Genomic DNA, 21,130 nt, shown 5'->3' on the forward strand with positions numbered 1-21,130 from the left:
GTACGTCCAGTACGGGGGCCTGGGGCCGACACGCCGAGAGCACGCACCTGACGCCGCGCGGCCGCCCTCCGGGCGACGACGGGAATGGTCAGACAAGCCCTAGCCGAGGTCGGGCGCGTGCATGGCGCGGACGCCCTCGATGTTGCCGTCGAGATAGTGGCGCAGGGACAGCGGGACCAGGTGGACGGAGGCGATCCCGACCCGGGTGAACGGGATGCGGACGATCTCGTACTCACCGGCAGGCTGGTCGACTTCGGGGCCATGGCGGAGTGAGGTGTCCATGGATTCGAGGCGGCAGACGAAGAAGTGCTGCACCTTCACTCCGGTCGCGCCACCGTCCTCACCGATGTGTTCCACGGTGTCCACGAAGCAGGGGACCACGTCGGTGACCTTGGCGCCGAGTTCCTCGTACACCTCGCGGTGCAGGGCGTCCACGACGGTCGGGTCGGCGGGCTCGACCCCGCCGCCTGGGGTGACCCAGTACGGATCGACTCCCGGCTTGGTGCGCTTGATCAGGATCAGGTCGTCACCGTCCAGGAGAACGGCTCGGGCGGTGCGCTTGACCACGGGTCGGACGGTCATGGGAGAAATGTGGCCCGGGTTGTTCCACGTGAAACATCGCGAGGAGCCACTACCGAGGCACATGGTGTGACCCCTGTCGCACGCGGGCTCAACACCAGCGCGTGGCCGCCTGCTGAAGCCACTCGTGCGCCCGCGCCACATGCGGCAGGGCGAGCGAGCCGGTGCGCACCACCAGGAAGTAGGTGCGCAGCGGCGGGACCAGCGGATCGTGCAGCAGGACGATCTCCTCGCGCTCCAGCGCCGGCCCGCACAGATAGCGGGGAAGCACGGCCAGCCCGGCTCCGGCGCTTGCGCAGGCCAGCACCGCCCGCAGATCGGGGACGATCACCGTGCCGGCGACCGCCGGGCACGCGTCGAAGACGGAGGCCCAGTAGCGCGAGACGAAGGGAAGCGACTCGTGCACCTCCACGACCGGCAGGTTCTCCAGGGCGGGCGCACCACCGTCGAGCGGCAGCGCTCCGATGCGCTCGGCCCAGCGCGGTGAGGCGACCAGCACATGCTCCTCATCGCACAACGGGCTCGCGGTCAGCAGGGCGCCGCGCGGCCGGGCCGAGCTGATGGCCAGGTCGTGGTGGCCCGCGGCCAGGCCCTCCAGGGCTTCCTCGGCCGTGCCGAAGGAGGCGCGGAGCGCGAAGCCCTGGCCGTCGCGGGCGGCGAGTTCGGTGAGGGCGGGCAGCGCGCGCTCGGCGGTGAACTCCGGAGGCCCGGCCAGGTGCAGGGTTCGCAGCGCGGACTCCTCGTCCAGGCCGCTCTCGGCGATCTCCACCAGGGCGTCGAGGTGCGGTGCCGCCTTGTGCGCGAGTTCGTCGCCGATGGTCGTGGGCGTCACCCCACGCGCCTGCCGCAGGAAGAGCGGCCGTCCGAGCTGGCGTTCCAGCGTGCGGATCTGGGAGGTCACGGCCGGCTGGGACAGGCCGAGGAGTGCGGCGGCACGGGTGAAAGAACCGGCCCGGTGCACGGTGACGAAGGTACGCAGCAAGGCCAGATCCATGGCGGGTCCTTCCCTTCCCTGCCGTCTCAGGCCCCCGGGCAGGCCCCAACTATAAATAAGTCGATAGGTCTCTGTCGTTACCGTGATTGGACACTGACGTAGAGTCAACTAGCCTTGTCCGCACGGTTCTTCACGCGCGGAACCGACGCGGTCCGAGCCACGAGGGGGGAGGCTCGGACCGCGACCACACCGGTCCTACTCCGCGGACTCGTCCAGCGCGCGCAGCACGTCCGCCACCAGGTCCTCGGGATCCTCGGCGCCGACGGACATCCGGACGAAGCCCTCCGGGACCGCGTCCCCGCCCCAGCGCCCGCGCCGCTCGGCGGTGGAGCGCACCCCGCCGAAGCTCGTCGCGTCCTCGACCAGACGGAGCGCGCCGAGGAAACGCTCGGCGCGCTCGCGCGTGGGCAGCGTGAAGGAGACCACGCAGCCGTAGCGGCGCATCTGCCGGGAGGCGATCGGGTGCGCCGGGTCGTCGGGCAGACCGGGGTAACGCAGCCCCGCGACGTCCGGGTGCTTCCGCAGCGCCTCGGCCAGCAGGAGCGCGGTGGCGTTCTGGCGGTCGGCGCGCAGCGCCAGCGTGGCGATCGAGCGGTGCGCGAGCCACGCCTCCATGGGGCCGGCGATCGCACCGACGATCTTGCGCCAGCGGCGCACGGCGGCCATCGCCTCGCCGTCCCGCCCGGCCACGTAGCCCAGCAGGACGTCCCCGTGACCGGTGAGCTGCTTGGTGCCGCTGGCCACCGAGAAGTCGGCGCCCAGCTCCAGCGGACGCTGCCCGACCGGCGTGGCCAGGGTGTTGTCGACGGCCACCAGGGCGCCGCGCTCGTGGGCCGCGGCCACGAGCCGCCGGATGTCGCAGACGTCGAGACCGGGGTTGGAGGGCGACTCGATCCACAGCAGCCGCGCGCCGTCCAGCACCTCCAGTTGGGCGTCCCCGCCGGTGGGCGCGGTGCGCACCTCGATGCCGTACGCCTCCAGTTGACCGCGGACCAGGGGGAACACCTGGTAGCCGTCGGAGGGCAGCACCACCACGTCGCCGGAGCGCAGCTGGGAGAAGAGCACCGCGGAGATCGCGGCCATGCCGGAGGCGAAGACGAGTGTCTCCACGCCGTCCTGTCCGGGAGCCTCCAGCTCGCCGATGGCACGCTCGAGGTGCGTCCAGGTCGGATTGTCGTCACGGCCGTACGTGTACGGTCCCGTGACCTCGCCCGGCAGATGGAAGTGCGCGGCGAACACCGGTCCGGGCAGGGTGGGTTCGTGCTTGACCGGCTCGGGCAGTCCGGCCCGCACCGCGCGGGTGCCGTCGCCGGCGCGGTCCGGGTGTGCGGTGGCATCGCTCATGCGGGGCGTTCCTCCAGGTGTGCGCGAACGGCGGCGAGCAGTCCGTCGCTCGCCCGTTCCACCATCTCAAGGCACTCCTCGAATCCGTCGCGGCCCCCGTAGTACGGGTCGGGCACGTCGAGGTCGTCACCCGCGGCCGGGTCGTAGGAGCGCAGCAGGCGCACCTTGCGCGCGTCCGCCTCCGTCGGCGCGAGGCGGCGCAGGGCCTTGAGATGGCCGGTGTCGAGGGCGATCACGAGGTCGATCCGGGCGAACCACGACGGCTCGAACTGCCGGGCGGTGTGCACGGTGCCGTAGCCGTGCTCGTCGAGGACCGACACGGCGCGCGGGTCGGCGTCGTCGCCCTCGTGCCAGCCGCCGGTGCCGGCGCTGTCCACCTCGATCAGGTCCTCGAGCCCGGCCTCCGCGACACGCGCGCGGAGGACCGACGCGGCCATCGGGGAGCGGCAGATGTTGCCGGTGCACACGAAACAGACGCGGTAGGTCATGGCGTGCTCAGTCCTCGTCGGGCAGGACGAGGTTCAGGGCCCAGGAGACGACGGAGATGATCAGACCGCCGAGCACGGCCGTCCAGAAGCCGTCCACGTGGAAGCTCAGGTCGAGCTGCCCGCACACCCAGGAGGTGAGCAGCAGCATCAGCGCGTTGACGATCAGGGTGATCAGGCCGAGCGTCAGGATGAACAGCGGGAAGGTGAGGACCTTCACGATCGGCTTCACCAGGAAGTTGACCAGGCCGAAGATCAGCGCGACCACGATCAGGGTGCCGATCTTCTTGCCCGTGTTGTCACCCGTGAGGGTGATCTTGTCGAGCAGCCACACGGCGACCGCGAGGGCGGCCGCGTTGGCGAGCGTCTTGACTACGAAATTCTTCATGTGTCTGATCGTGGCAGACGGGGTCGACGGTGAGCAGTGGGGCGAGGACGGGGGCAGTGATGAAGGCGTTCCGGCTGGACGACCTGGAGGCGGAGCGGGCCGCGAACGACGGTGCCTACCTCCAGTTCCTGCGCGAGCGGAACATGTCCGTGGGGTTGTACGGCCTCGACGCGGGCGCCCACGACCCGCAGAGACCGCACGGCCAGGACGAGGTGTACTTCGTCGTCAGCGGCCGGGCGTCGATCACGGTGGGGCTGGAGACCACCGAGGTCGCGCGGGGCAGCGTGGTCTACGTACCGGCCGGAGTGGCCCACAAGTTCCACCACATCAGCGAGGATCTGAGGGTTCTGGTGGTGTTCTCTCCACCTGAGGCGTGAGGGTCCGTCTCGGGGTTCCCTAGGGGATGGTTCAGGGGAGGACAAGGGGTGCGCGGCCCCCGCCGGTGCCTCTCGCGGCCCTAGCATCGAGGGCAGGACATCGATTACTGCTGACGCAAAGGACGAGGGCATGCGAGAGATCTTCGCGGGACTGCCGTGGTGGGTGAAGTGGGTCGCGGTGCCCGTCATCGCGCTGGTCGTCTTCGGCGGCCTGATAGCGACCGTCGTGGGCTTCCTGATCGGTCTGCTGTTCAAGGTCCTGCTCTTCGTCGCGCTGGTCGGCGGACTGATCTACATCGTGCGGAAGTTCATGGCCGGCTCCTCGTCGCGCAGCGACTGGTGACCGACGTGGGAGCCGGTGGCCGGTAACACGGATCACCGGTTCCCTCGGGGGAGGGAAGTTTCCCGGCGTACCGTTCACGCGCGGTGGTGGACGGCTAAAGTCCGGAAATCTCGTGGGGCCCGTCCCCCACGGGCGGCACGCCTCCTCGCCCGTGCCCACCGAGCACGGGCCGCCCCCATCCTCGCGCTTCGGGAGCCACCCCTTGGCCACGGTCGACACCGCCCCGGCAGGACCCCACGCACCGCCCGCATCGCCCCGGTCCCGCACTACCCCGATGCAGCGGCCGAACGGCCCGGCCGCCCGGGACAAGCACTCCGCGACCCTCATCGGGTCCGTCCAGCGTGCGATGCGGCTGCTGGAGATCGCCGCGGCCCACGAGTACGGAGCCCCGGCCAAGCAGCTCGCCCGCGAGACCGGCATCGCGCTGCCCACGGCGTACCACCTGCTGCGCACCCTGGTGCACGAGGGCTATCTGCGCCGGGAGAAGGGGCTGTTCTTCCTCGGGGAGGCGGCCGACAGGCTGAGCGCGAGCGCGGCACAGCAGAAACGTCGCAGCACGGTCGCGGGCACACTCGCGCAATGGCGCGATTCCATCGGTGTGCCCGTGTACTACGCGATGTACCGGGACGGCGAGGTCGAGGTGCAGTGCGTCGCCGAGTCGCGCGAGGCGCCGGCGGTCGAGGAGTGGGCCGACTTCCGCGAGACGGCGCACGCGCACGCCATCGGACAGTGCCTGCTCTCGCAGGTGGACGAGGAGACCCGGCGGGACCATCTGGCCCGGTACCCGGTGCGGTCGATCACGCCGAACACCGTGCGGGACAACGGCGCCCTCCTGCGGAGGCTGGCCCGGGTCGGGCGCATGGAACCGGTGGTGGAGCGTCAGGAATACGCCCTGGGGGCGGTTTGCGCGGCGATTCCCCTCACGATGGGCACCACGGCGGCTACGATCGCGATCTCACTGCCCGCCCACCAGGCCGACCGGCTGATGCCCGCGGCACAGCGGCTGCAGGCCGAGATCGGCCGTCATCTCGGGGCGTTCGCGCTCTCTATCAGTATCTGAAAACTCACTCCTTGTGATCTGTTGTGTACTTTCAGCTAGATTTGGGCATGGTCCGGGGATTAATCCCAGCCAGTCGAAGTCATACGACGGGGTAGGCGATGCGCGAGTCCGTACAGGCAGAGGTCATGATGAGCTTTCTCGTCTCGGAGGAGCTCTCCTTCCGCATTCCGGTGGAGTTGCGCTACGAGACGAGCGATCCCTACGCGGTGCGGCTGACCTTTCATCTGCCCGGCGATGCCCCGGTGACCTGGGCCTTCGGACGGGAGCTGATGATCGACGGGGTCGGCAGGCCGTGCGGTGAGGGGGACGTGCACATCGCCCCCGTCGACGCCGAGGTGCTGGGCGAGGTGCTGATCCGCCTTCAGGTCGGCAGCGACCAGGCGCTGTTCCGCTCCTCCGCGCCGCCGCTGGTGGCGTTCCTGGACCGCACGGACAAGCTGGTCCCGCTCGGCCAGGAGGGCGCGCTGGCCGATTTCGACGCTCATCTCGACGAGGCACTGGACCGCATCCTGGCCGAGGAACAGAGCGCAGGCTGAAGGAGCAGGGGACGGTGGGCCGTTCGTCCGGCCGGTCCGTACGAACTTTGCAGAAACGCTTCTGCGGGGCTTGTGCGGCCCTCTGCCGGTTCCTGGTCCCAGACGCGCCCGAGGCGGTCGTCCCGCCGCGCGACGCGCCCTCTCACCGCCTCCGGCGCCGCCCACGGCCGCCACGCGCCGCTGCCGCCCCGGCGGCCGGGGCCGGGCTGCCCGGTGGGGGGCGGTCGGCCGAGACCACCAGGGCGGCCAGGGCCGTGGTGACCGGCACCGAGGCGACCAGCCCGATGGAGCCGACCAGGGTGCGCACGATCTCCTCCGCCACCAGCTCGCTGGTGGCCACGGTGCTCACGCTGCTCTGCGCGATCGAGAACAGCAGCAGCAGAGGGAGCGCGGCGCCCGCGTAGGCGAGGACGAGGGTGTTGACCACGGAGGCGATGTGGTCGCGGCCGATGCGGATGCCCGCCCGGTACAGACCCCGCCAGCCCATCGAGGGGTTGGCCTCGTGCAGTTCCCAGACGGCCGAGGTCTGCGTCACCGTCACGTCGTCCAGCACGCCGAGCGAACCGATGATGACGCCGGCCAGCAGGAGTCCGCTCATGTCGATCGAGGGGTAGAGCCCGTGGATCAGTCCTGTGCTGTCGTCCGTGTTGCCGGTGAGCGCGGCCCAGCCGATGAACTGCGAGCCGAGGAAGCCGATCAGCATCAGCGAGACCAGCGTGCCGAGCACCGCCACCGACGTGCGGGCGGACAGCCCGTGGCACATGTACAGGGCGATCAGCATGATGGCGCTCGATCCGACCACGGCCACCAGCAGGGGATTCGAACCCTGGAGTATCGCGGGCAGGATGAACAGGGTCAGCACCAGGAAGCTGACCGCCAGCGCGACCAGCGCCATGACACCGCGCAGCCGTCCCACCACCACGACGGCGACCGCGAAGATCCCGGCGAGCAGCGCCATCGGGAACTGCCGGTTCACATCGGTGACCGAGTACTGCAGATCCTTGGGCGCCGAGGGCTCGTAGGCGACCACGACCTGCTCGCCCTGGTGCAGCTGCCGTGTCTGGTCGGGCTGGACGATCTCGGTGAAGGTGCGGCCCCGGTCCTTTCCGGAGTCGACCCGGACCGTCGCCTTCTTGCAGGTCTCCTTCTCCTTCTGGGCCGCCGGACCCGCTCCGGAGGAGGCGGTGTCGCCGAGGGACGAACCACCCGAGGCGTTCACCGACTTGCAGCTCACCGAAAGGACGCGGGTGACCGTGGCCTGCTGGGTCTGTCGGTCGAAGCCGACCCCGGAGCGCTGGTGCGGCGGGGCGCCGCCGGGCCACAGCACCACGAGCCCCACCACGACGGCGGCCGTGAACGGGACGAGGATCGCCGCGATGACCTTGCGCAGATGCCGCGACACGGGAGCCGCGGGGCCATGGCTGTGTGAGTGGCCGTGACCGTGGTGGCCGGGACCCTGCGAGCCGTGACCGTGATCCGGCTCCTGGTCGTCACCGGAGGCGGAGCGGTGCCCGTGCGCGTCTCCGGGGCCACCGCCGGAGCCCTGTCCGCCCCCTTGGCCGGGGCCGCCACCCTGTCCGGAGCCCTGCCGGCGGGGCGGCCCGGGCGGTGGATAGGGAGGCTGATGTGTCGTGGTCACCGCCCGATCATTGCAAGAACGAGGGACGCCCACTGTTCTTCCGGACAGAAGGGGCGCTAGCGTGGAGGCACCTTTGCACACGCGGGAGCTCGGAGCACCGGGCTGAGAGGGCGCTGACCTCCGTCTTCGCGATGTTTCACGTGGAACCTGCTTCCACCGGACCATCTGCGGACGGAAATCGCTGCGTCGACCGCCGAACCTGTTACCGGGTAATGCCGGCGTAGGGAGTAGGTCTCATGACCAACAAGGACGCACGCACGCCTGCCTCCACGCAGAACGCGACGAACGGGTCGCCGGACGCCGAGGCCGGGAAGTCCAACGGCTGGCACAAGGCGTACCTCGCGGGCTCGCGCCCCGACGTACAGGTGCCGGTCCGTCAGGTGCACCTGACCAACGGACGGTCGGTCACGCTCTACGACACCTCGGGTCCGTACACCGACCCCGCCGTCCCCACCGATGTCCGCCGGGGGCTGACCCCGCTCCGGGAGAACTGGATCGTCGCCCGGGGCGACACCGAGGAGTACGCCGGGCGCCCCGTGCGCCCCGAGGACGACGGCATCAAGCACACCTCGCCGCGCGGCGGGCTACGGAACCTGGACGCGGTCTTCCCCGGACGCCCGCGGCTGCCGCGCCGGAGCCGTGAGGGCGGCGCGGTCACGCAGCTCGCGTACGCGGCGCGGGGCGAGATCACGCCCGAGATGGAGTTCGTGGCCCTCCGCGAGAACGTTGCTCCCGAGGTGGTCCGCGAGGAGATCGCCGCCGGTCGCGCGGTGCTGCCCGCCAACGTCAACCACCCCGAGATCGAGCCGATGGTCATCGGCAAGCGGTTCCTGGTGAAGGTCAACGCCAACATCGGCAACTCCGCCGTCACGTCCTCCATCGAGGAGGAGGTGGAGAAGATGACCTGGGCGACCCGCTGGGGCGCCGACACGGTCATGGACCTCTCGACCGGCCGCAACATCCACACCACCCGCGAGTGGGTGCTCCGCAACTCCCCTGTGCCCATCGGCACGGTGCCGCTCTATCAGGCGCTGGAGAAGGTGGACGGCAGGGCCGAGGAACTGACCTGGGAGATCTACAAGGACACCGTGATCGAACAGGCCGAGCAGGGCGTGGACTACATGACGGTTCACGCCGGCGTACGGCTGCCGTACGTCCCGCTGACGGCGAACCGCAAGACCGGCATCGTCTCGCGCGGCGGCTCGATCATGGCGGCCTGGTGCCTGGCGCACCACAAGGAGTCGTTCCTGTACGAGAACTTCGAGGAGCTCTGCGAGATCCTCGCCGCCTACGACGTCACCTACTCGCTGGGCGACGGTCTGCGACCCGGTTCCATCGCGGACGCCAACGACGAGGCGCAGTTCGCGGAATTGCGCACGCTCGGGGAACTCAACGGGATCGCCAGGCGTTTCCACGTACAGACGATGATCGAGGGCCCCGGTCACGTCCCGATGCACAAGATCAAAGAGAACATCGACCTTCAGCAGGAGATCTGCGATGAAGCTCCGTTCTATACGCTCGGCCCGCTGACCACCGACATCGCCCCGGCGTACGACCACATCACGTCCGGCATCGGCGCGGCGATGATCGCCTGGTGGGGGACGGCGATGCTCTGCTACGTCACGCCCAAGGAGCACCTGGGGCTGCCCAACCGGGACGACGTGAAGACCGGCGTCATCACCTACAAGATCGCCGCCCACGCGGCCGATCTCGCCAAGGGACACCCCGGCGCGCAGGAGTGGGACGACGCGCTCTCCGACGCCCGCTTCGAGTTCCGGTGGGAGGACCAGTTCAACCTGGCTCTCGACCCGGACACGGCACGGGAGTTCCACGACGAGACGCTGCCCGCCGAGCCCGCCAAGACGGCCCACTTCTGCTCCATGTGCGGGCCGAAGTTCTGCAGCATGAAGATCTCGCAGGACATCCGGCGCGAACACGGCGGTACCAAGGACGAGATCGAGGAGGGCATGGCCCGCAAGTCCGAGGAGTTCGCAGCCGCGGGCAACCGGGTCTATCTGCCCATTGCCGAGTGACAGTCGGGTGACACCGGGGCCGGCCGGCGCCTACTCCGGCTGGTGCTCGGGGCCGCCGAAGTCGGGGCTCGAGTAGTCCGGGCTGGAGAAGCGCGGCCGGTCGGAGACTGCCCCGTCGTGCGGGCTGCTGAAGCCGGGGCGGCCGTAGCCCAGGCGCGGCATCCTTCCGGTCGGGGAGGCGGGCTGGACCGGGTACGGGGTCGCCGGCCCCGGCCGGTTCAGTGCCTCTCCGAGGAAGGGCAGGATGCCGCGCTCCAGCAGGGCGTCCCGCCAGGCGTCTCTGGCCTCGGCCACCGCCCGGCCCGCCTCGTCATAGGCACCCGCCTCGGCGGTGGCCTTGTTGCGCAGGGCGGTGAGCAGCAGTCCGACGGCGGCGACCAGGATCGCGGCGGCGGTCACGGCGCTGAAGACCCAGCCCGCCGCGATCAGGGTCCGGGCGAAGCCCTGACCGGGGACCAGCATCTTCAGGAGGTAACCGACGAGCAGGAATATGGCGGCCGCGGTCCCGGCGAGGACGGGCGCGAGCACGGCTATCACCGCGATCGCCCCCGCGCCGGCGGTCTCGGCGACCTCACCGAGGCCCGTCGCGGCCAGGCCCAGCGTGCCGGGCCCGGGCTCGGCGGCGGTCCCGGTCTCGGCCTGGGCCTCCGGGGACGGCGCCGGGTGGCGCAGTTCCTCGCGGACCTTCACGTAGTGCTGGTACTCGGTGGCCGCGGCGGCCGTGATGAGCACGATGGCGTTGAGAGCCATGGTTCGCAGCTGCTCGGGGTTGAGCCGCTGACCCACGGCGGACAGTTCCGGGCGGTGTGGCGCGGAACGCAGCGCCTCATCGAGGAGCCGCTCGAATTCCTGGCGGTCCTCGTTCAGCAGGTGCTGCGGAACGCTGTTCATGTGCATCCCCCGATGCTCCGTAGGGCTGGGGGCTCGCATGGCGGCGAGCCGTCGGGCAGAAACGGAGGGGAGCCTGCTACGGATAAACCGATGGTAGAGCCGTCAAGGCTCAAGGTGACAGGGGGTTGTCGGAAATTGAGGCCCGGTCCGGTGTCCGGCCGACCCGGACCGGTTTAGTCGGCCGAACCCTCAGGCGTCCAGGGGGAGTTGCCGGACCAGCAGCTTTCCGGCCATGGTCACGCCGCCGTCCATCGCGATGGCGAGACCCTCGGCGTAGACGTGCGGACCCTCGACGTGCGGGTCGCGGTCCTCCTCGTCGTCCTCGGAGCCGACGTGGCCGAGCAGATAGGGAATGGGGCTGTGGCCGTGAACGACCCGGGTGCCGCCGTACGTATCGAGAAGGGAGCGCGCGGCGTCGGCGCCGCCCTCGTCGCGGAAGGAGAAGCGCTTGGTGAACTTGCGGAACAGTTCCCAGACCTCGTCCACGCTGTTGCGCGTCAGGGTCTCGCGGACCGTGTCGTTGACGGCCTCGATGGAGTCGCCGTAGTCGAGATAGGCGGTGGTGTCCGAGTGGAGCAGCAGATAGCCGTCGGCCGACTCGACGGCGTCGAGGCGCGCCATCCACTGGAGATGGTGGTCCTGGAGGCGGTCCATGTCGGTCTTCTGGCCGCCGTTGAGCAGCCAGGCGGCCTGGAAGGTGGCCGTGCCCGCGCCGGAGTGGACCGGGGTGTCACCGAACCGCTTGGCGCCCAGGAGCAGCAGTTCGTGGTTGCCCATGAGGGCCTTGCAGTAGCCGCCGGCGGCGGCCGCCTCGGCGGACAGCCGCATCACCAGGTCGATCACGCCGATGCCGTCCGGGCCCCGGTCGGTGAAGTCGCCGAGGAACCAGAGCCGGGCGGTGCCCGCGCACCACTGGCCCGCCTCGTCGATCAGGCCCTGTTCGCGCAGGGCGGCGAGCAGCTCGTCCAGATAGCCGTGGACGTCGCCGACGACGTACAGCGGTCCGGGGCCCGCGTTCTCCCGGGGCGCGTGTGCGGCGTCCGGGTCGACGGGGAGCTGAATGGTGTCGCCGCGCTGGATGACGGGCAGGTCGCGCTGGGTGGGCGTGTAGCCGTCGGGAAAGTCCTCGTCGGCGGGGACCACGTCGCCGGGGTGCGGGTACGGACCGGTCTCATGGACGTACGCGGGCACCCGGAAGTCGCGCAACGTCTCCGTCCGCTCCACCTCGGTCCCCTGACCGGCCCCCTGAGTCATCAGACCCCTCCACCATCGCGCCGAAGCTGCACCGCTTCGGACTGCCTGGTCGCAGCGGCCCGCGGTGTCGTGCGCCCATCATAGGAATGCGCGTCGCGCCATGTGATGACCCAGGGGTGGTGAATCCGAGCAAGACGCCGGTTCATCGTGGCTTTCGCACCGATTGGGCATGAGTTCGACTGGTTGTCGGCGTGGCCCGCCGGGCGGCCCGTTCCGCCCGGCCGATCACCCGCGCTAATCCTTCTCCGGCGTCCGGGGCGGGCTCACCGTAGTACGCGGCGGGCGCCGCTGCGACGACGTGCGCACGATCAGTTCGGTCGGTATCACCTGCTCGACCGGGTGGTCGGAGTCGACTCCCTCGATGGCGTCGATGAGGAGCTGGACCACGGCCGTGCCGATGCGGCGGGGCTTGAGGGAGAGAGTGGTGATGGGGGGCTCGGTGGTCGCGTACACCGTGGACTCGCTGCAGCACACCAGCAGCAGATCGTCCGGGACGCGCAGGCCGTAGCGGCGGGCGGCGGCCAGGAGGTCGGTGCCGTTGGGGTCGAAGAGGCCGTAGACGGCGTCCGGGCGGTCGGGGCGGGCGAGGAGCCGGTCGGCGGCGACGGCGCCCGCGCACGGGTCGTGCGCCGGGTATGCCTCGTACACCGGGTCCTGGCCGACGCGCTCGCACCAGCGCAGATAGGCGGTGGTGGACAGATGGGTGTACGTGTCCGTCGAGGTGCCGGTGAGCAGGCCGATCCGGCGGGCGCCCGCGGCGGCGAGGTGGTCGAGGATGCCGAGGACGGCGGCCTCGTGGTCGTTGTCGACCCAGGCGGTGACCGGGAGCGCGCCCGCCGGGCGGCCGTCGGAGACGACGGGTAAGCCCTGGCGGACCAGCTCGCTGACGACCGGATCCTGGTCGGAGGGGTCGATGACGACCGTGCCGTCGAGTGCCACGTTGGACCACACGTCGTGGCGCGAGGTGGCCGGGAGGATGACGAGCGCGTAACCGCGGGCGAGCGCGGCGGAGGTGGCCGCGCGGGCCATCTCGGCGAAGTACGCGAACTCGGTGAAGGTGAAAGGTTCATCCCCGTACGTGGTCACGGTCAGGCCGATGAGGCCGGACTTGCCCGTGCGGAGGGTGCGGGCGGCGGCCGACGGGCGGTAGCCCAGCCGGTCGGCCACCTCGCGGACATGGCGCCGGGTGGCATCCGGGAGCCGCCCCTTGCCGTTGAGGGCGTCGGAGACGGTCGTGATGGAGACCCCGGCGGCGGCGGCCACGTCTCTGATGCCCGCCCGGCCCGGCCGGCTGCCTCGTCGTGAGGTTTCCGCGCGGCTCACCTGGTGCTTCCCTGCTGCTGTCATGGCGTGCCGATAGTAGGGCTCAGGCGGTGGGGTAGTGCGGACGCATATGCACGCGTTGACAGGCACGTTTCTGCATGGTCGTCAGCACTGAACTGCATTAGAAAAAAAGTCAGTTGACCGACTCGATGGCGAGACGTGGCGTATCCACGCGTGTGGACCTGCCAACTGCCCGATGTTTCGAAGAGGTCTCAACTCACCTGCACGGGGGATGCGCGCCACGGCGCGAGCCACCGGCGCACGAACGAACGGACGATGCGCCCCCCAGGGAGGGTCCCGGTCCGGATGCCCCGCGCGGCCGAGGGAGTCCGCTTCACGAAGGTACGCAACCGCGCTGAATCCTCATAAGGTGAGGAGTATTGGAAGCCGGCGGTGTCGACGGTCCGCCGGTGGTCGCGAGGAGGACTGCGGTGAGCGAGACGAGCCCCAAGCTGCGCGCCGAGCTGGAGGGTATCCCCACCTACAAGCCGGGCAAGCCCGCAGCGGCCGGCGGTCAGGCCGCCTACAAGCTGTCCTCCAACGAGAACCCCTATCCCCCGCTGCCCGGCGTCATGGAGCGCGTCACCGCCGCCGTCGCCGAGTTCAACCGTTACCCGGACATGGCCTGCACCGCGCTGATGAGCGAGCTGGCCGAGCGTTTCGGGGTCCCGCTGTCCCACATCGCGACGGGCACCGGGTCGGTGGGCGTGGCGCAGCAGTTGGTGCAGGCGACCAGCGGGCCGGGCGACGAGGTGATCTACGCCTGGCGCTCCTTCGAGGCGTACCCGATCATCACGCAGATCAGCGGTGCGCGGTCGGTCCAGGTGCCACTGACGGACGGCGACGTGCACGACCTGGACGCGATGGCCGACGCGATCACCGACCGCACGCGGCTGATCTTCGTGTGCAACCCCAACAACCCGACCGGCACCGTGGTCCGCCGCGCCGAGCTGGAACGGTTCCTCGACCGGGTGCCCAGCGACGTGCTGGTGGTCCTCGACGAGGCGTACCGCGAGTTCATCCGCGACCCCGAGGTGCCCGACGGGGTCGAGCTGTACCGGGAACGGCCGAACGTCTGCGTGCTGCGCACCTTCTCCAAGGCGTACGGTCTCGCCGGGCTGCGGGTCGGCTTCGCGATCGCCCACGAGCCGGTGGCGGCAGCGTTGCGCAAGACGGCGGTGCCGTTCGGGGTCAGCCACATCGCGCAGGAGGCGGCGATCGCCTCGCTGGAGGCGGAGGACGAACTGCTGGGCCGGGTCGGCTCGCTGGTGTGCGAGCGGCAGCGGGTGGCGGACGGGCTGCGCGCGCAGGGCTGGACCGTGCCGGAGAGCCAGGCGAACTTCGTGTGGCTGCGGCTGGGGGAGCGCACCGCGGAGTTCGCCGAGGCATGCGGGCGGCACGGTGTGGTGGTGCGGCCGTTCGCGGGCGAGGGCGTCCGGGTGACGGTCGGCGAGACCGAGGCGAACGACATCTTCCTGAAGGTGACGGAGACGTTCCGCGAGAAGAACTGAGCGGATCTCCGTAAGCAGTACCGGAGCGTCGGTGTGAGGCCCCGCCATGTGCGGGGCCTCACCCATGACCCCCTATCGGATCTGGAAGGCGCGTAGGCCATAATGGCTTGTGAATGTGAACGCTTTCACAAGCTCGGTCCCAATCGCCCCGTATGTCTGCGACAAAAGGGGCAAACCCCGCCGTCTCTGGCGGTGGAGTTAGGAGAGTGACGACGTGGAACTGGCTCTGGCGCCGGAAACCCTGGCGCGCTGGCAGTTCGGCATCACCACCGTCTACCACTTCCTCTTCGTTCCGCTGACGATCTCCCTGGCGGCTCTCACGGCCGGCCTCCAGACAGCCTGGGTGCGCACGGGCAAGGAGGTGTACCTCAGGGCGACGAAGTTCTGGGGCAAGCTCTTCCTGATCAACATAGCCATGGGCGTCGTCACCGGCATCGTGCAGGAGTTCCAGTTCGGCATGAACTGGTCGGCCTACTCGCGCTTCGTCGGTGACATCTTCGGCGCCCCGCTCGCCTTCGAGGCCCTGATCGCCTTCTTCTTCGAGTCCACCTTCATCGGACTCTGGATCTTCGGTTGGGACAAGCTCCCCAAGAAGATCCATCTGGCCTGCATATGGATGGTCTCGCTCGGCACGATCCTGTCGGCGTACTTCATCCTCGCGGCCAACTCCTGGATGCAGCACCCGGTGGGCTATCGGATCGACAAGGCCAAGGGCCGTGCGGAGCTGACCGACTTCGGGGCCGTGCTCTTCCAGAACACCGCGCTCAGCCAGGCGTTCCACACCCTGGCCGCGGCCTTCCTGACCGGCGGCGCCTTCATGGTGGGCATCGCCGCCTACCATCTGGCCCGCCGCAGGCACATCCGCGTGATGAAGACCTCGCTGCGTCTCGGCCTGGTCACCGTGGTCGTCGCCGGGCTGCTCACCGCGGTCAGCGGAGACGTGCTCGGCAAGGTCATGTTCAAGCAGCAGCCCATGAAGATGGCCGCAGCCGAGGCCCTGTGGGACGGTCAGAAGCCCGCCCCCTTCTCGATCTTCGCCTACGGCGACGTGCAGAAGGGCCACAACACCGTCGCCATCGAGATCCCGGGCCTGCTGTCCTTCCTCGCCAACGACGACTTCTCGTCCTACGTGCCCGGCATCAACGACGTGAACAAGGCCGAGCAGAAGCAGTTCGGGCCCGGCGACTACCGGCCCAACATCCCGGTGGCCTTCTGGGGCTTCCGCTGGATGATCGGCTTCGGCATGGCCTCCTTCACCCTCGGTATCGCCGGACTCTGGCTCACCCGTAAGAAGTTCCTGCTCCCCCAGCACCTACGGGTCGGCGAGGACGAGGTGTCGCATCTGGTCCTCCTCCCCCACAAGGCGCTCGGCCCGAAGCTCGGCACCTGGTTCTGGCGCATCGCCGTCTGGACGCTGGCTTTCCCGTTGATCGCCAACTCCTGGGGCTGGATCTTCACCGAGACGGGCCGTCAGCCCTGGGCCGTCTACGGCGTCCTGCAGACCCGCCACTCGGTCTCCCCCGGCGTCTCCCAGGCCGAGGTCGCCATCTCGATGGCCGTCTTCACCGCGCTCTACGCGATCCTCGCCGTCATCGAGGTCCGGCTGCTCGCCAAGTACGCCAAGGCGGGACCGCCCGAGCTGACCGAGGCCGACCTCAACCCGCCCACCAGGATCGGCGGCGATCTCCGTGACGCCGACAAGCCGATGGCCTTCTCGTACTAGGCCGGGGGAACCGCCATGCATCTTCACGACATCTGGTTCGTCCTCATCGCCGTCCTGTGGACCGGCTACTTCTTCCTGGAGGGGTTCGACTTCGGAATCGGCGTCCTCACCCGGCTCCTCGCCCGGGACCGCGCCGAGCGCCGGGTGCTGATCAACACCATCGGCCCCGTCTGGGACGGCAACGAGGTGTGGCTGCTCACGGCGGGCGGCGCGACCTTCGCCGCCTTCCCGGAGTGGTACGCCACCCTCTTCTCCGGCTTCTATCTGCCCCTGCTGCTGATCCTGGTCTGCCTGATCGTCCGGGGTGTCGCCTTCGAGTACCGGGTCAAGCGGCCCGAGGAGAACTGGCAACGCAACTGGGAGTGGGCGATCTTCTGGGCTTCGCTGCTTCCGGCGTTCCTCTGGGGCGTGGTCTTCGGCAACATCGCGTACGGGGTGAAGATCGACCGGCACTTCGAGTACGTCGGCGGTCTCGGAAACCTCTTCCACCCCTACGCGCTGCTCGGCGGTGTGGTGACGCTCACGCTGTTCACCTTCCACGGCGCGGTCTTCGCGGCGCTCAAGACGGTGGGGGACATCCGGGTACGAGCGCGCCGACTGGCCTTGCGGGCCGGGCTCGTCACCGCCGTCCCGGCGCTCGGTTTCCTGGTGTGGACGCAGGCCCACAGCGGTGACGTCGCCAGCCTCCTGGCACTGATCGTCACGGTCGCCGCACTGACGGCTGCCCTCGTGACCACCGGTGCGGGACGGGAAGGGTGGGCGTTCGCGCTGTCCGGCGTGACCATCGTGGCGGTCGTCGCGATGCTGTTCCTGTCGCTCTTCCCGAACGTCATGCCGTCCACGCTCAACAGCGACTGGAGCCTCACCGTCACCAACGCCTCGTCGAGTCCGTACACCCTGAGGATCATGACCTGGTGTGCCGCGATCGCCACGCCGCTCGTGCTGCTCTACCAGGGCTGGACCTACTGGGTGTTCCGTCAGCGCATCGGTACGCAGCACATCGCCGACACCGCGCACTGAGCGTCCCAAGGGTATGTTTCACGTGAAACACACTCTCGGGACTGAAGGACACGTTTCACGTGAAACCGATCGATCCCCGCCTCCTGCGCTATGCGGGCGCCACGCGTCTCTTCCTGGTGGCGGTCGTCGTCCTGGGCGGACTCGGCGCCGGGCTGGTCATTGCCCAGGCGATGCTCATCGCCGACGTCGTGGTGGGCGCCTTCCAGCAGGGCAAGACCGCCTCTGAGCTGGTCACACCCCTGGGACTGCTGGTCGCCGTCGCCTGCGGCCGGGCGCTGGTCTCCTGGCTCACCGAGCTGGCGGCTCACCGGGCCAGCGCGGCGGTGAAGTCGGAGCTGCGGGAACGGCTGGTCGAGCGTGCCGCCACGCTCGGTCCCGGGTGGCTCAGCGGCCAGCGCACCGGTTCGCTGGTCACGCTGGCCACGCGCGGGGTCGACGCCCTCGACGACTACTTCTCGCGCTACCTCCCGCAGCTCGGGCTCGCGGTGGTCGTCCCCGTGGCCGTGCTGGCGCGGATCGTCACCGAGGACTGGGTGTCGGCGGCGATCATCGTCGGCACCCTCCCGCTCATCCCGATCTTCATGATGCTGATCGGCTGGGCCACTCAGCACCGGATGGACCGGCAGTGGGGACTGCTGTCCCGGCTCTCCGGTCACTTCCTGGACGTGGTGGCGGGGCTGCCCACGCTGAAGGTCTTCAACCGGGCCAAGGCGCAGGCCGAGTCCATCCGCAAGATCACCGGTGCGTACCGCCAGGCCACCATGCGGACCCTGCGGATCGCCTTCATCTCGTCCTTCGCCCTGGAACTGCTGGCCACGCTCTCGGTCGCCCTGGTCGCGGTGACCATCGGTATGCGCCTGGTGCACGGCAGCATGGACCTGTACATCGGCCTGGTCATCCTGGTGCTGGCGCCCGAGGCGTATCTGCCGCTGCGCCAGGTCGGTGCCCAGTACCACGCGGCGGCGGAGGGTCTTGCGGCGGCGGAGGAGATCTTCGCCGTGCTGGAGACCCCGGTCCCCGCGTCCGGCACCGGCCGGGTGCCCGAGGGCGCGCTCTCCTTCGACTCCGTGACCGTCCGCTACCCCGGCCGCTCGACGGACGCCGTGGCCAACGTGTCCTTCGCCGTCGAACCCGGGACGACCGTCGCGCTCGTCGGCCCCAGCGGCGCCGGCAAGACCACTCTGCTCAACGTCCTGCTCGGCTTCGTCCGCCCCACCGCGGGCCAGGTCCGGGTCGGCGGCGCGGATCTCGCGGACCTCGACCTGGAGCAGTGGCGCTCCCGGATCGCCTGGGTGCCGCAGCGACCGCACGTCTACGCGGGCACCATCACCGAGAACGTCCGGCTGGCGCGGCCCGACGCCGACGACGCGGCCGTACGCCAGGCCCTCGCGGACGCGGGCGCCCTGGAGTTCGTGGACGCCCTCCCCGGGGGCGCCGACACCGTGCTGGGCGAGGACGGGGCGGGACTGTCCGCCGGTCAGCGTCAGCGGCTCGCGCTCGCCCGTGCCTTCCTCGCGGACCGGCCCGTCCTGCTCCTGGACGAGCCCACGGCCGCGCTCGACGGCGCCACGGAGGCGGACGTGGTGGCGGCGGTCCGGCGGCTCGCGGTGGGCCGCACGGTCCTCCTCGTCGTGCACCGGCCCGCGCTCCTGGAGGCGGCCGACCGGGTGGTCCGCCTGGAAGCACCGGTCGCCACCGACTCCGCTCCCGTCCCGCCCGAGCCGGCCGCCACCGCGCTCGACGCCCAGCTGCCCGAGCCCACCGCGCCCGCCACCACCCTCGCGGACCTGCCCGACAGCGGCCCGCTCGACGCGGACGGCATCCCGGTCCCGCCCGCCACGGCGGACGGCAGCCGCCCGCGAAACGTCCTGGCCCGGGTCCGCGCACTGGCCGCGCCCCGCTACGGACGCCTCCTCTTCGCCCTGCTCCTCGGCAGCCTGGCGCTCGGCTGCGCGGTCGGCCTGATGGCCACCTCCGGCTGGCTGATCTCGCGGGCCTCGCAGGAACCGCCGGTGCTCTATCTGTTGGTGGCCGTGACCGCGACCCGGTTCTTCGGCATCGGGCGGGCCGTCTTCCGCTACACCGAGCGGCTGGTCTCGCACGACGCCGTGCTGCGGATGCTCGCCGACACCCGGGTCGCCGTCTACCGGCGCCTGGAGCGGCTGGCGCCCGCCGGACTGCGCACCACCCGGCGCGGCGATCTCCTCAGCCGACTGGTCAGCGACGTGGACGCCTTCCAGGACTACTGGCTGCGCTGGCTGATGCCCACCGGTGTCGCGGTCGTCGTCTCCGCCGCCTCGGTCGGTTTCACCGCGTGGCTGCTGCCCGAGGCCGGTGCGGTTCTGGCGGCGGGCCTGCTGCTCGCCGGCGTCGGCGTCCCCCTGATCACCGCGTCGGTCGCCCGGCGCACCGAGCGCCGGCTCGCTCCGGCGCGGGGCGAGCTGTCGACCCGCGTGACCGATGTGCTCACCGGCACCGCGGAGCTGACCGTGGCCGGTGCGCTGCCCGCCCGCACGGACGCGGCGCGGCAGGCGGACGGCACGCTCACGAAGATCGCCTCGCGCGCGGCGGGGATCACCGCTCTCGGTGACGGACTCACCACGCTGATCTGCGGGCTCACCGTCGCCGCCGCCGCGCTGGTCGGTGCCGAAGGAGTCGCCTCGGGCCGTCTGCACGGCGTCGCGATGGCCGTCGTCGTGCTCACTCCGCTTGCCGCCTTCGAGGCCGTCCTGGGGCTGCCGCTGGCGGCGCGCTACCGGCAGCGGGTGCGGCGCAGCGCGGAGCGTGTGTACGAGGTCCTGGACGCTCCCGTTCCCGTGCACGAGCCGGAGGAGCCCCGCCAGGCGCCCGCCTCGCCGTTCCCGGTCGTGGTGCGCGACCTCAGCGCCCGGTACGAGGGACAGCACGGCGACGCGCTCGCCGGACTCGACCTCACGCTGGAGCAGGGCCGCCGGATCGCCGTGGTCGGTCCTTCCGGCTCGGGCAAGACCACGCTCGCCCAGGTGCTGCTGCGCTTCCTCGACCCGCGCGCGGGCAGCTACACGCTGGCCGGTGTCGCGGCGGACGAGCTGGACGGCGACGACGTGCGCAGGCTCGTCGGGCTGTGCGCTCAGGACGCCCATCTCTTCGACAGCACCGTGCGGGAGAACCTGCTGCTTGCGCGCAAGGACGCGAGCGACGCCGATCTGCGCGACGTGCTGTTGCGGGCCCGCCTCCTGGACTGGGTGGACGAGCTGCCCGAGGGCCTGGACACGCTGGTCGGCGAGCACGGCGCCCGGCTCTCCGGAGGCCAGCGGCAGCGGCTCGCGCTGGCGCGGGCCCTGCTCGCGGACTTCCCGGTGCTGGTCCTCGACGAGCCCGCCGAGCACCTGGACCTGCCCACCGCCGACGCGCTCACGGCGGACCTGCTGGCCGCGACCGAGGGCCGGACCACGCTGCTGATCACGCACCGGCTGGCCGGTCTCGCCGCCGTGGACGAGGTCCTCGTGCTGGACGCGGGCCGCGTCGTACAGCGCGGCCCCTACGCGGAGCTGGTCTCCGCCGACGGCCCGCTGCGCGCGATGGCGCGGCGCGAGGCCGAGGCGGAGACGCTGGTGGTGGCGCGGTAGGGCCTGCCCGGCAGGCCGTACC

18 protein-coding genes are annotated in these 21,130 nt (G+C 70.5%); 9 read left to right on the forward strand and 9 right to left on the reverse strand.

Annotation, left to right across the window (positions count from 1 at the left end):
• Window positions 1-99: 99 nt before the first annotated feature.
• From ACWEEU_RS22415 to ACWEEU_RS22435, 5 genes are all read right to left on the reverse strand, one after another.
• Window positions 100-582, reverse strand: a complete 483-nt coding sequence (locus tag ACWEEU_RS22415; RefSeq protein ID WP_385747639.1) for an NUDIX domain-containing protein — start codon at window positions 580-582, stop codon at window positions 100-102.
• An 88-nt stretch (window positions 583-670) separates the two neighbouring features.
• Window positions 671-1,573 (reverse strand): LysR family transcriptional regulator, encoded by a 903-nt coding sequence (locus ACWEEU_RS22420; protein WP_451734528.1) that lies wholly within the window; start codon window positions 1,571-1,573, stop codon window positions 671-673.
• 195 nt (window positions 1,574-1,768) lie between these two features.
• Window positions 1,769-2,917 carry a cystathionine gamma-lyase gene (locus tag ACWEEU_RS22425; RefSeq protein WP_451734530.1) on the reverse strand — a complete coding sequence of 383 codons (1,149 nt, stop codon included), beginning with the start codon at window positions 2,915-2,917 and terminating at the stop codon, window positions 1,769-1,771.
• On the reverse strand, window positions 2,914-3,405 hold the full coding sequence (locus ACWEEU_RS22430; protein WP_451734532.1) for a low molecular weight protein-tyrosine-phosphatase: 492 nt from the start codon (window positions 3,403-3,405) through the stop codon (window positions 2,914-2,916). Before ACWEEU_RS22430 ends, ACWEEU_RS22425 begins: the two co-directional genes overlap by 4 nt.
• Before the next feature lie 7 nt (window positions 3,406-3,412).
• On the reverse strand, window positions 3,413-3,790 hold the full coding sequence (locus ACWEEU_RS22435; protein ID WP_385747645.1) for a phage holin family protein: 378 nt from the start codon (window positions 3,788-3,790) through the stop codon (window positions 3,413-3,415).
• A gap of 59 nt (window positions 3,791-3,849) precedes the next feature.
• Here ACWEEU_RS22435 and ACWEEU_RS22440 point away from each other — a divergent pair, with 59 nt between their 5' ends.
• The 4 genes from ACWEEU_RS22440 to ACWEEU_RS22455 all read left to right on the forward strand — a co-directional run bounded on the left by ACWEEU_RS22440 (window position 3,850) and on the right by ACWEEU_RS22455 (window position 6,106).
• On the forward strand, window positions 3,850-4,167 hold the full coding sequence (locus tag ACWEEU_RS22440) for a cupin domain-containing protein (RefSeq protein WP_385747647.1): 318 nt from the start codon (window positions 3,850-3,852) through the stop codon (window positions 4,165-4,167).
• A 130-nt stretch (window positions 4,168-4,297) separates the two neighbouring features.
• A complete protein-coding gene (locus ACWEEU_RS22445; RefSeq protein WP_199581640.1) occupies window positions 4,298-4,510 on the forward strand; it encodes a DUF5326 family protein in 213 nt (70 codons plus the stop codon).
• Between the two features lie 274 nt (window positions 4,511-4,784).
• Window positions 4,785-5,570: an IclR family transcriptional regulator gene (locus ACWEEU_RS22450; RefSeq protein ID WP_451734535.1), complete on the forward strand. Its 786-nt coding sequence runs from the start codon at window positions 4,785-4,787 to the stop codon at window positions 5,568-5,570.
• Between the two features lie 98 nt (window positions 5,571-5,668).
• Window positions 5,669-6,106 (forward strand): SsgA family sporulation/cell division regulator, encoded by a 438-nt coding sequence (locus tag ACWEEU_RS22455; protein WP_199581642.1) that lies wholly within the window; start codon window positions 5,669-5,671, stop codon window positions 6,104-6,106.
• Window positions 6,107-6,248: 142 nt separating this feature from the next.
• On the opposite strand, the gene ACWEEU_RS22460 is transcribed toward ACWEEU_RS22455, so the two are convergent.
• Entirely contained in the window at window positions 6,249-7,745 is a 1,497-nt protein-coding gene (locus ACWEEU_RS22460; protein WP_451734537.1) for a YibE/F family protein, read from the reverse strand.
• Between the two features lie 236 nt (window positions 7,746-7,981).
• Here ACWEEU_RS22460 and thiC point away from each other — a divergent pair, with 236 nt between their 5' ends.
• On the forward strand, window positions 7,982-9,778 hold the full coding sequence (gene thiC, locus ACWEEU_RS22465) for a phosphomethylpyrimidine synthase ThiC (RefSeq protein ID WP_451734539.1): 1,797 nt from the start codon (window positions 7,982-7,984) through the stop codon (window positions 9,776-9,778).
• A gap of 30 nt (window positions 9,779-9,808) precedes the next feature.
• On the opposite strand, the gene ACWEEU_RS22470 is transcribed toward thiC, so the two are convergent.
• The 3 genes from ACWEEU_RS22470 to ACWEEU_RS22480 all read right to left on the reverse strand — a co-directional run bounded on the left by ACWEEU_RS22470 (window position 9,809) and on the right by ACWEEU_RS22480 (window position 13,270).
• The gene (locus ACWEEU_RS22470) at window positions 9,809-10,675 is read right to left on the reverse strand and encodes a hypothetical protein (RefSeq protein ID WP_385747655.1); all 867 of its coding nucleotides are present in this window, start codon (window positions 10,673-10,675) and stop codon (window positions 9,809-9,811) included.
• Between the two features lie 183 nt (window positions 10,676-10,858).
• Entirely contained in the window at window positions 10,859-11,923 is a 1,065-nt protein-coding gene (locus ACWEEU_RS22475; RefSeq protein ID WP_385747657.1) for a metallophosphoesterase, read from the reverse strand.
• A gap of 234 nt (window positions 11,924-12,157) precedes the next feature.
• Window positions 12,158-13,270 (reverse strand): LacI family DNA-binding transcriptional regulator, encoded by a 1,113-nt coding sequence (locus ACWEEU_RS22480; RefSeq protein ID WP_385747659.1) that lies wholly within the window; start codon window positions 13,268-13,270, stop codon window positions 12,158-12,160.
• A 407-nt stretch (window positions 13,271-13,677) separates the two neighbouring features.
• Between ACWEEU_RS22480 and hisC the strand changes: the two genes are divergently transcribed.
• From hisC to cydD, 4 genes are all read left to right on the forward strand, one after another.
• Entirely contained in the window at window positions 13,678-14,757 is a 1,080-nt protein-coding gene (gene hisC, locus ACWEEU_RS22485) for a histidinol-phosphate transaminase (RefSeq protein WP_451734542.1), read from the forward strand.
• A 214-nt stretch (window positions 14,758-14,971) separates the two neighbouring features.
• On the forward strand, window positions 14,972-16,480 hold the full coding sequence (locus ACWEEU_RS22490; protein ID WP_451734543.1) for a cytochrome ubiquinol oxidase subunit I: 1,509 nt from the start codon (window positions 14,972-14,974) through the stop codon (window positions 16,478-16,480).
• A 15-nt stretch (window positions 16,481-16,495) separates the two neighbouring features.
• Window positions 16,496-17,500, forward strand: coding sequence for a cytochrome d ubiquinol oxidase subunit II (cydB, locus tag ACWEEU_RS22495; RefSeq protein WP_451734545.1), 1,005 nt, complete (start codon window positions 16,496-16,498; stop codon window positions 17,498-17,500).
• A 59-nt stretch (window positions 17,501-17,559) separates the two neighbouring features.
• Window positions 17,560-21,108: a thiol reductant ABC exporter subunit CydD gene (gene cydD, locus ACWEEU_RS22500; protein WP_451734547.1), complete on the forward strand. Its 3,549-nt coding sequence runs from the start codon at window positions 17,560-17,562 to the stop codon at window positions 21,106-21,108.
• The last annotated feature ends 22 nt before the right edge of the window (window positions 21,109-21,130 follow it).

It is taken from the genome of Streptomyces sp. NPDC005004 (assembly GCF_053600675.1).

Excerpts from the sequence above, each read along its gene's own strand:
- ACWEEU_RS22455 (WP_199581642.1), top strand. The coding sequence starts at position 5,669 with ATGCGCGAGTCCGTACAGGCAGAGGTCATGATGAGCTTTCTCGTCTCG.
- ACWEEU_RS22475 (WP_385747657.1), bottom strand. The coding sequence starts at position 11,923 with ATGACTCAGGGGGCCGGTCAGGGGACCGAGGTGGAGCGGACGGAGACG.
- ACWEEU_RS22435 (WP_385747645.1), bottom strand. The coding sequence starts at position 3,790 with ATGAAGAATTTCGTAGTCAAGACGCTCGCCAACGCGGCCGCCCTCGCG.
- ACWEEU_RS22430 (WP_451734532.1), bottom strand. The coding sequence starts at position 3,405 with ATGACCTACCGCGTCTGTTTCGTGTGCACCGGCAACATCTGCCGCTCC.
- ACWEEU_RS22445 (WP_199581640.1), top strand. The coding sequence starts at position 4,298 with ATGCGAGAGATCTTCGCGGGACTGCCGTGGTGGGTGAAGTGGGTCGCG.
- ACWEEU_RS22480 (WP_385747659.1), bottom strand. The coding sequence starts at position 13,270 with ATGACAGCAGCAGGGAAGCACCAGGTGAGCCGCGCGGAAACCTCACGA.
- thiC (WP_451734539.1), top strand. The coding sequence starts at position 7,982 with ATGACCAACAAGGACGCACGCACGCCTGCCTCCACGCAGAACGCGACG.
- ACWEEU_RS22420 (WP_451734528.1), bottom strand. The coding sequence starts at position 1,573 with ATGGATCTGGCCTTGCTGCGTACCTTCGTCACCGTGCACCGGGCCGGT.
- ACWEEU_RS22425 (WP_451734530.1), bottom strand. The coding sequence starts at position 2,917 with ATGAGCGATGCCACCGCACACCCGGACCGCGCCGGCGACGGCACCCGC.
- ACWEEU_RS22415 (WP_385747639.1), bottom strand. The coding sequence starts at position 582 with ATGACCGTCCGACCCGTGGTCAAGCGCACCGCCCGAGCCGTTCTCCTG.
- ACWEEU_RS22450 (WP_451734535.1), top strand. The coding sequence starts at position 4,785 with ATGCAGCGGCCGAACGGCCCGGCCGCCCGGGACAAGCACTCCGCGACC.
- cydB (WP_451734545.1), top strand. The coding sequence starts at position 16,496 with ATGCATCTTCACGACATCTGGTTCGTCCTCATCGCCGTCCTGTGGACC.
- ACWEEU_RS22440 (WP_385747647.1), top strand. The coding sequence starts at position 3,850 with ATGAAGGCGTTCCGGCTGGACGACCTGGAGGCGGAGCGGGCCGCGAAC.
- ACWEEU_RS22470 (WP_385747655.1), bottom strand. The coding sequence starts at position 10,675 with ATGCACATGAACAGCGTTCCGCAGCACCTGCTGAACGAGGACCGCCAG.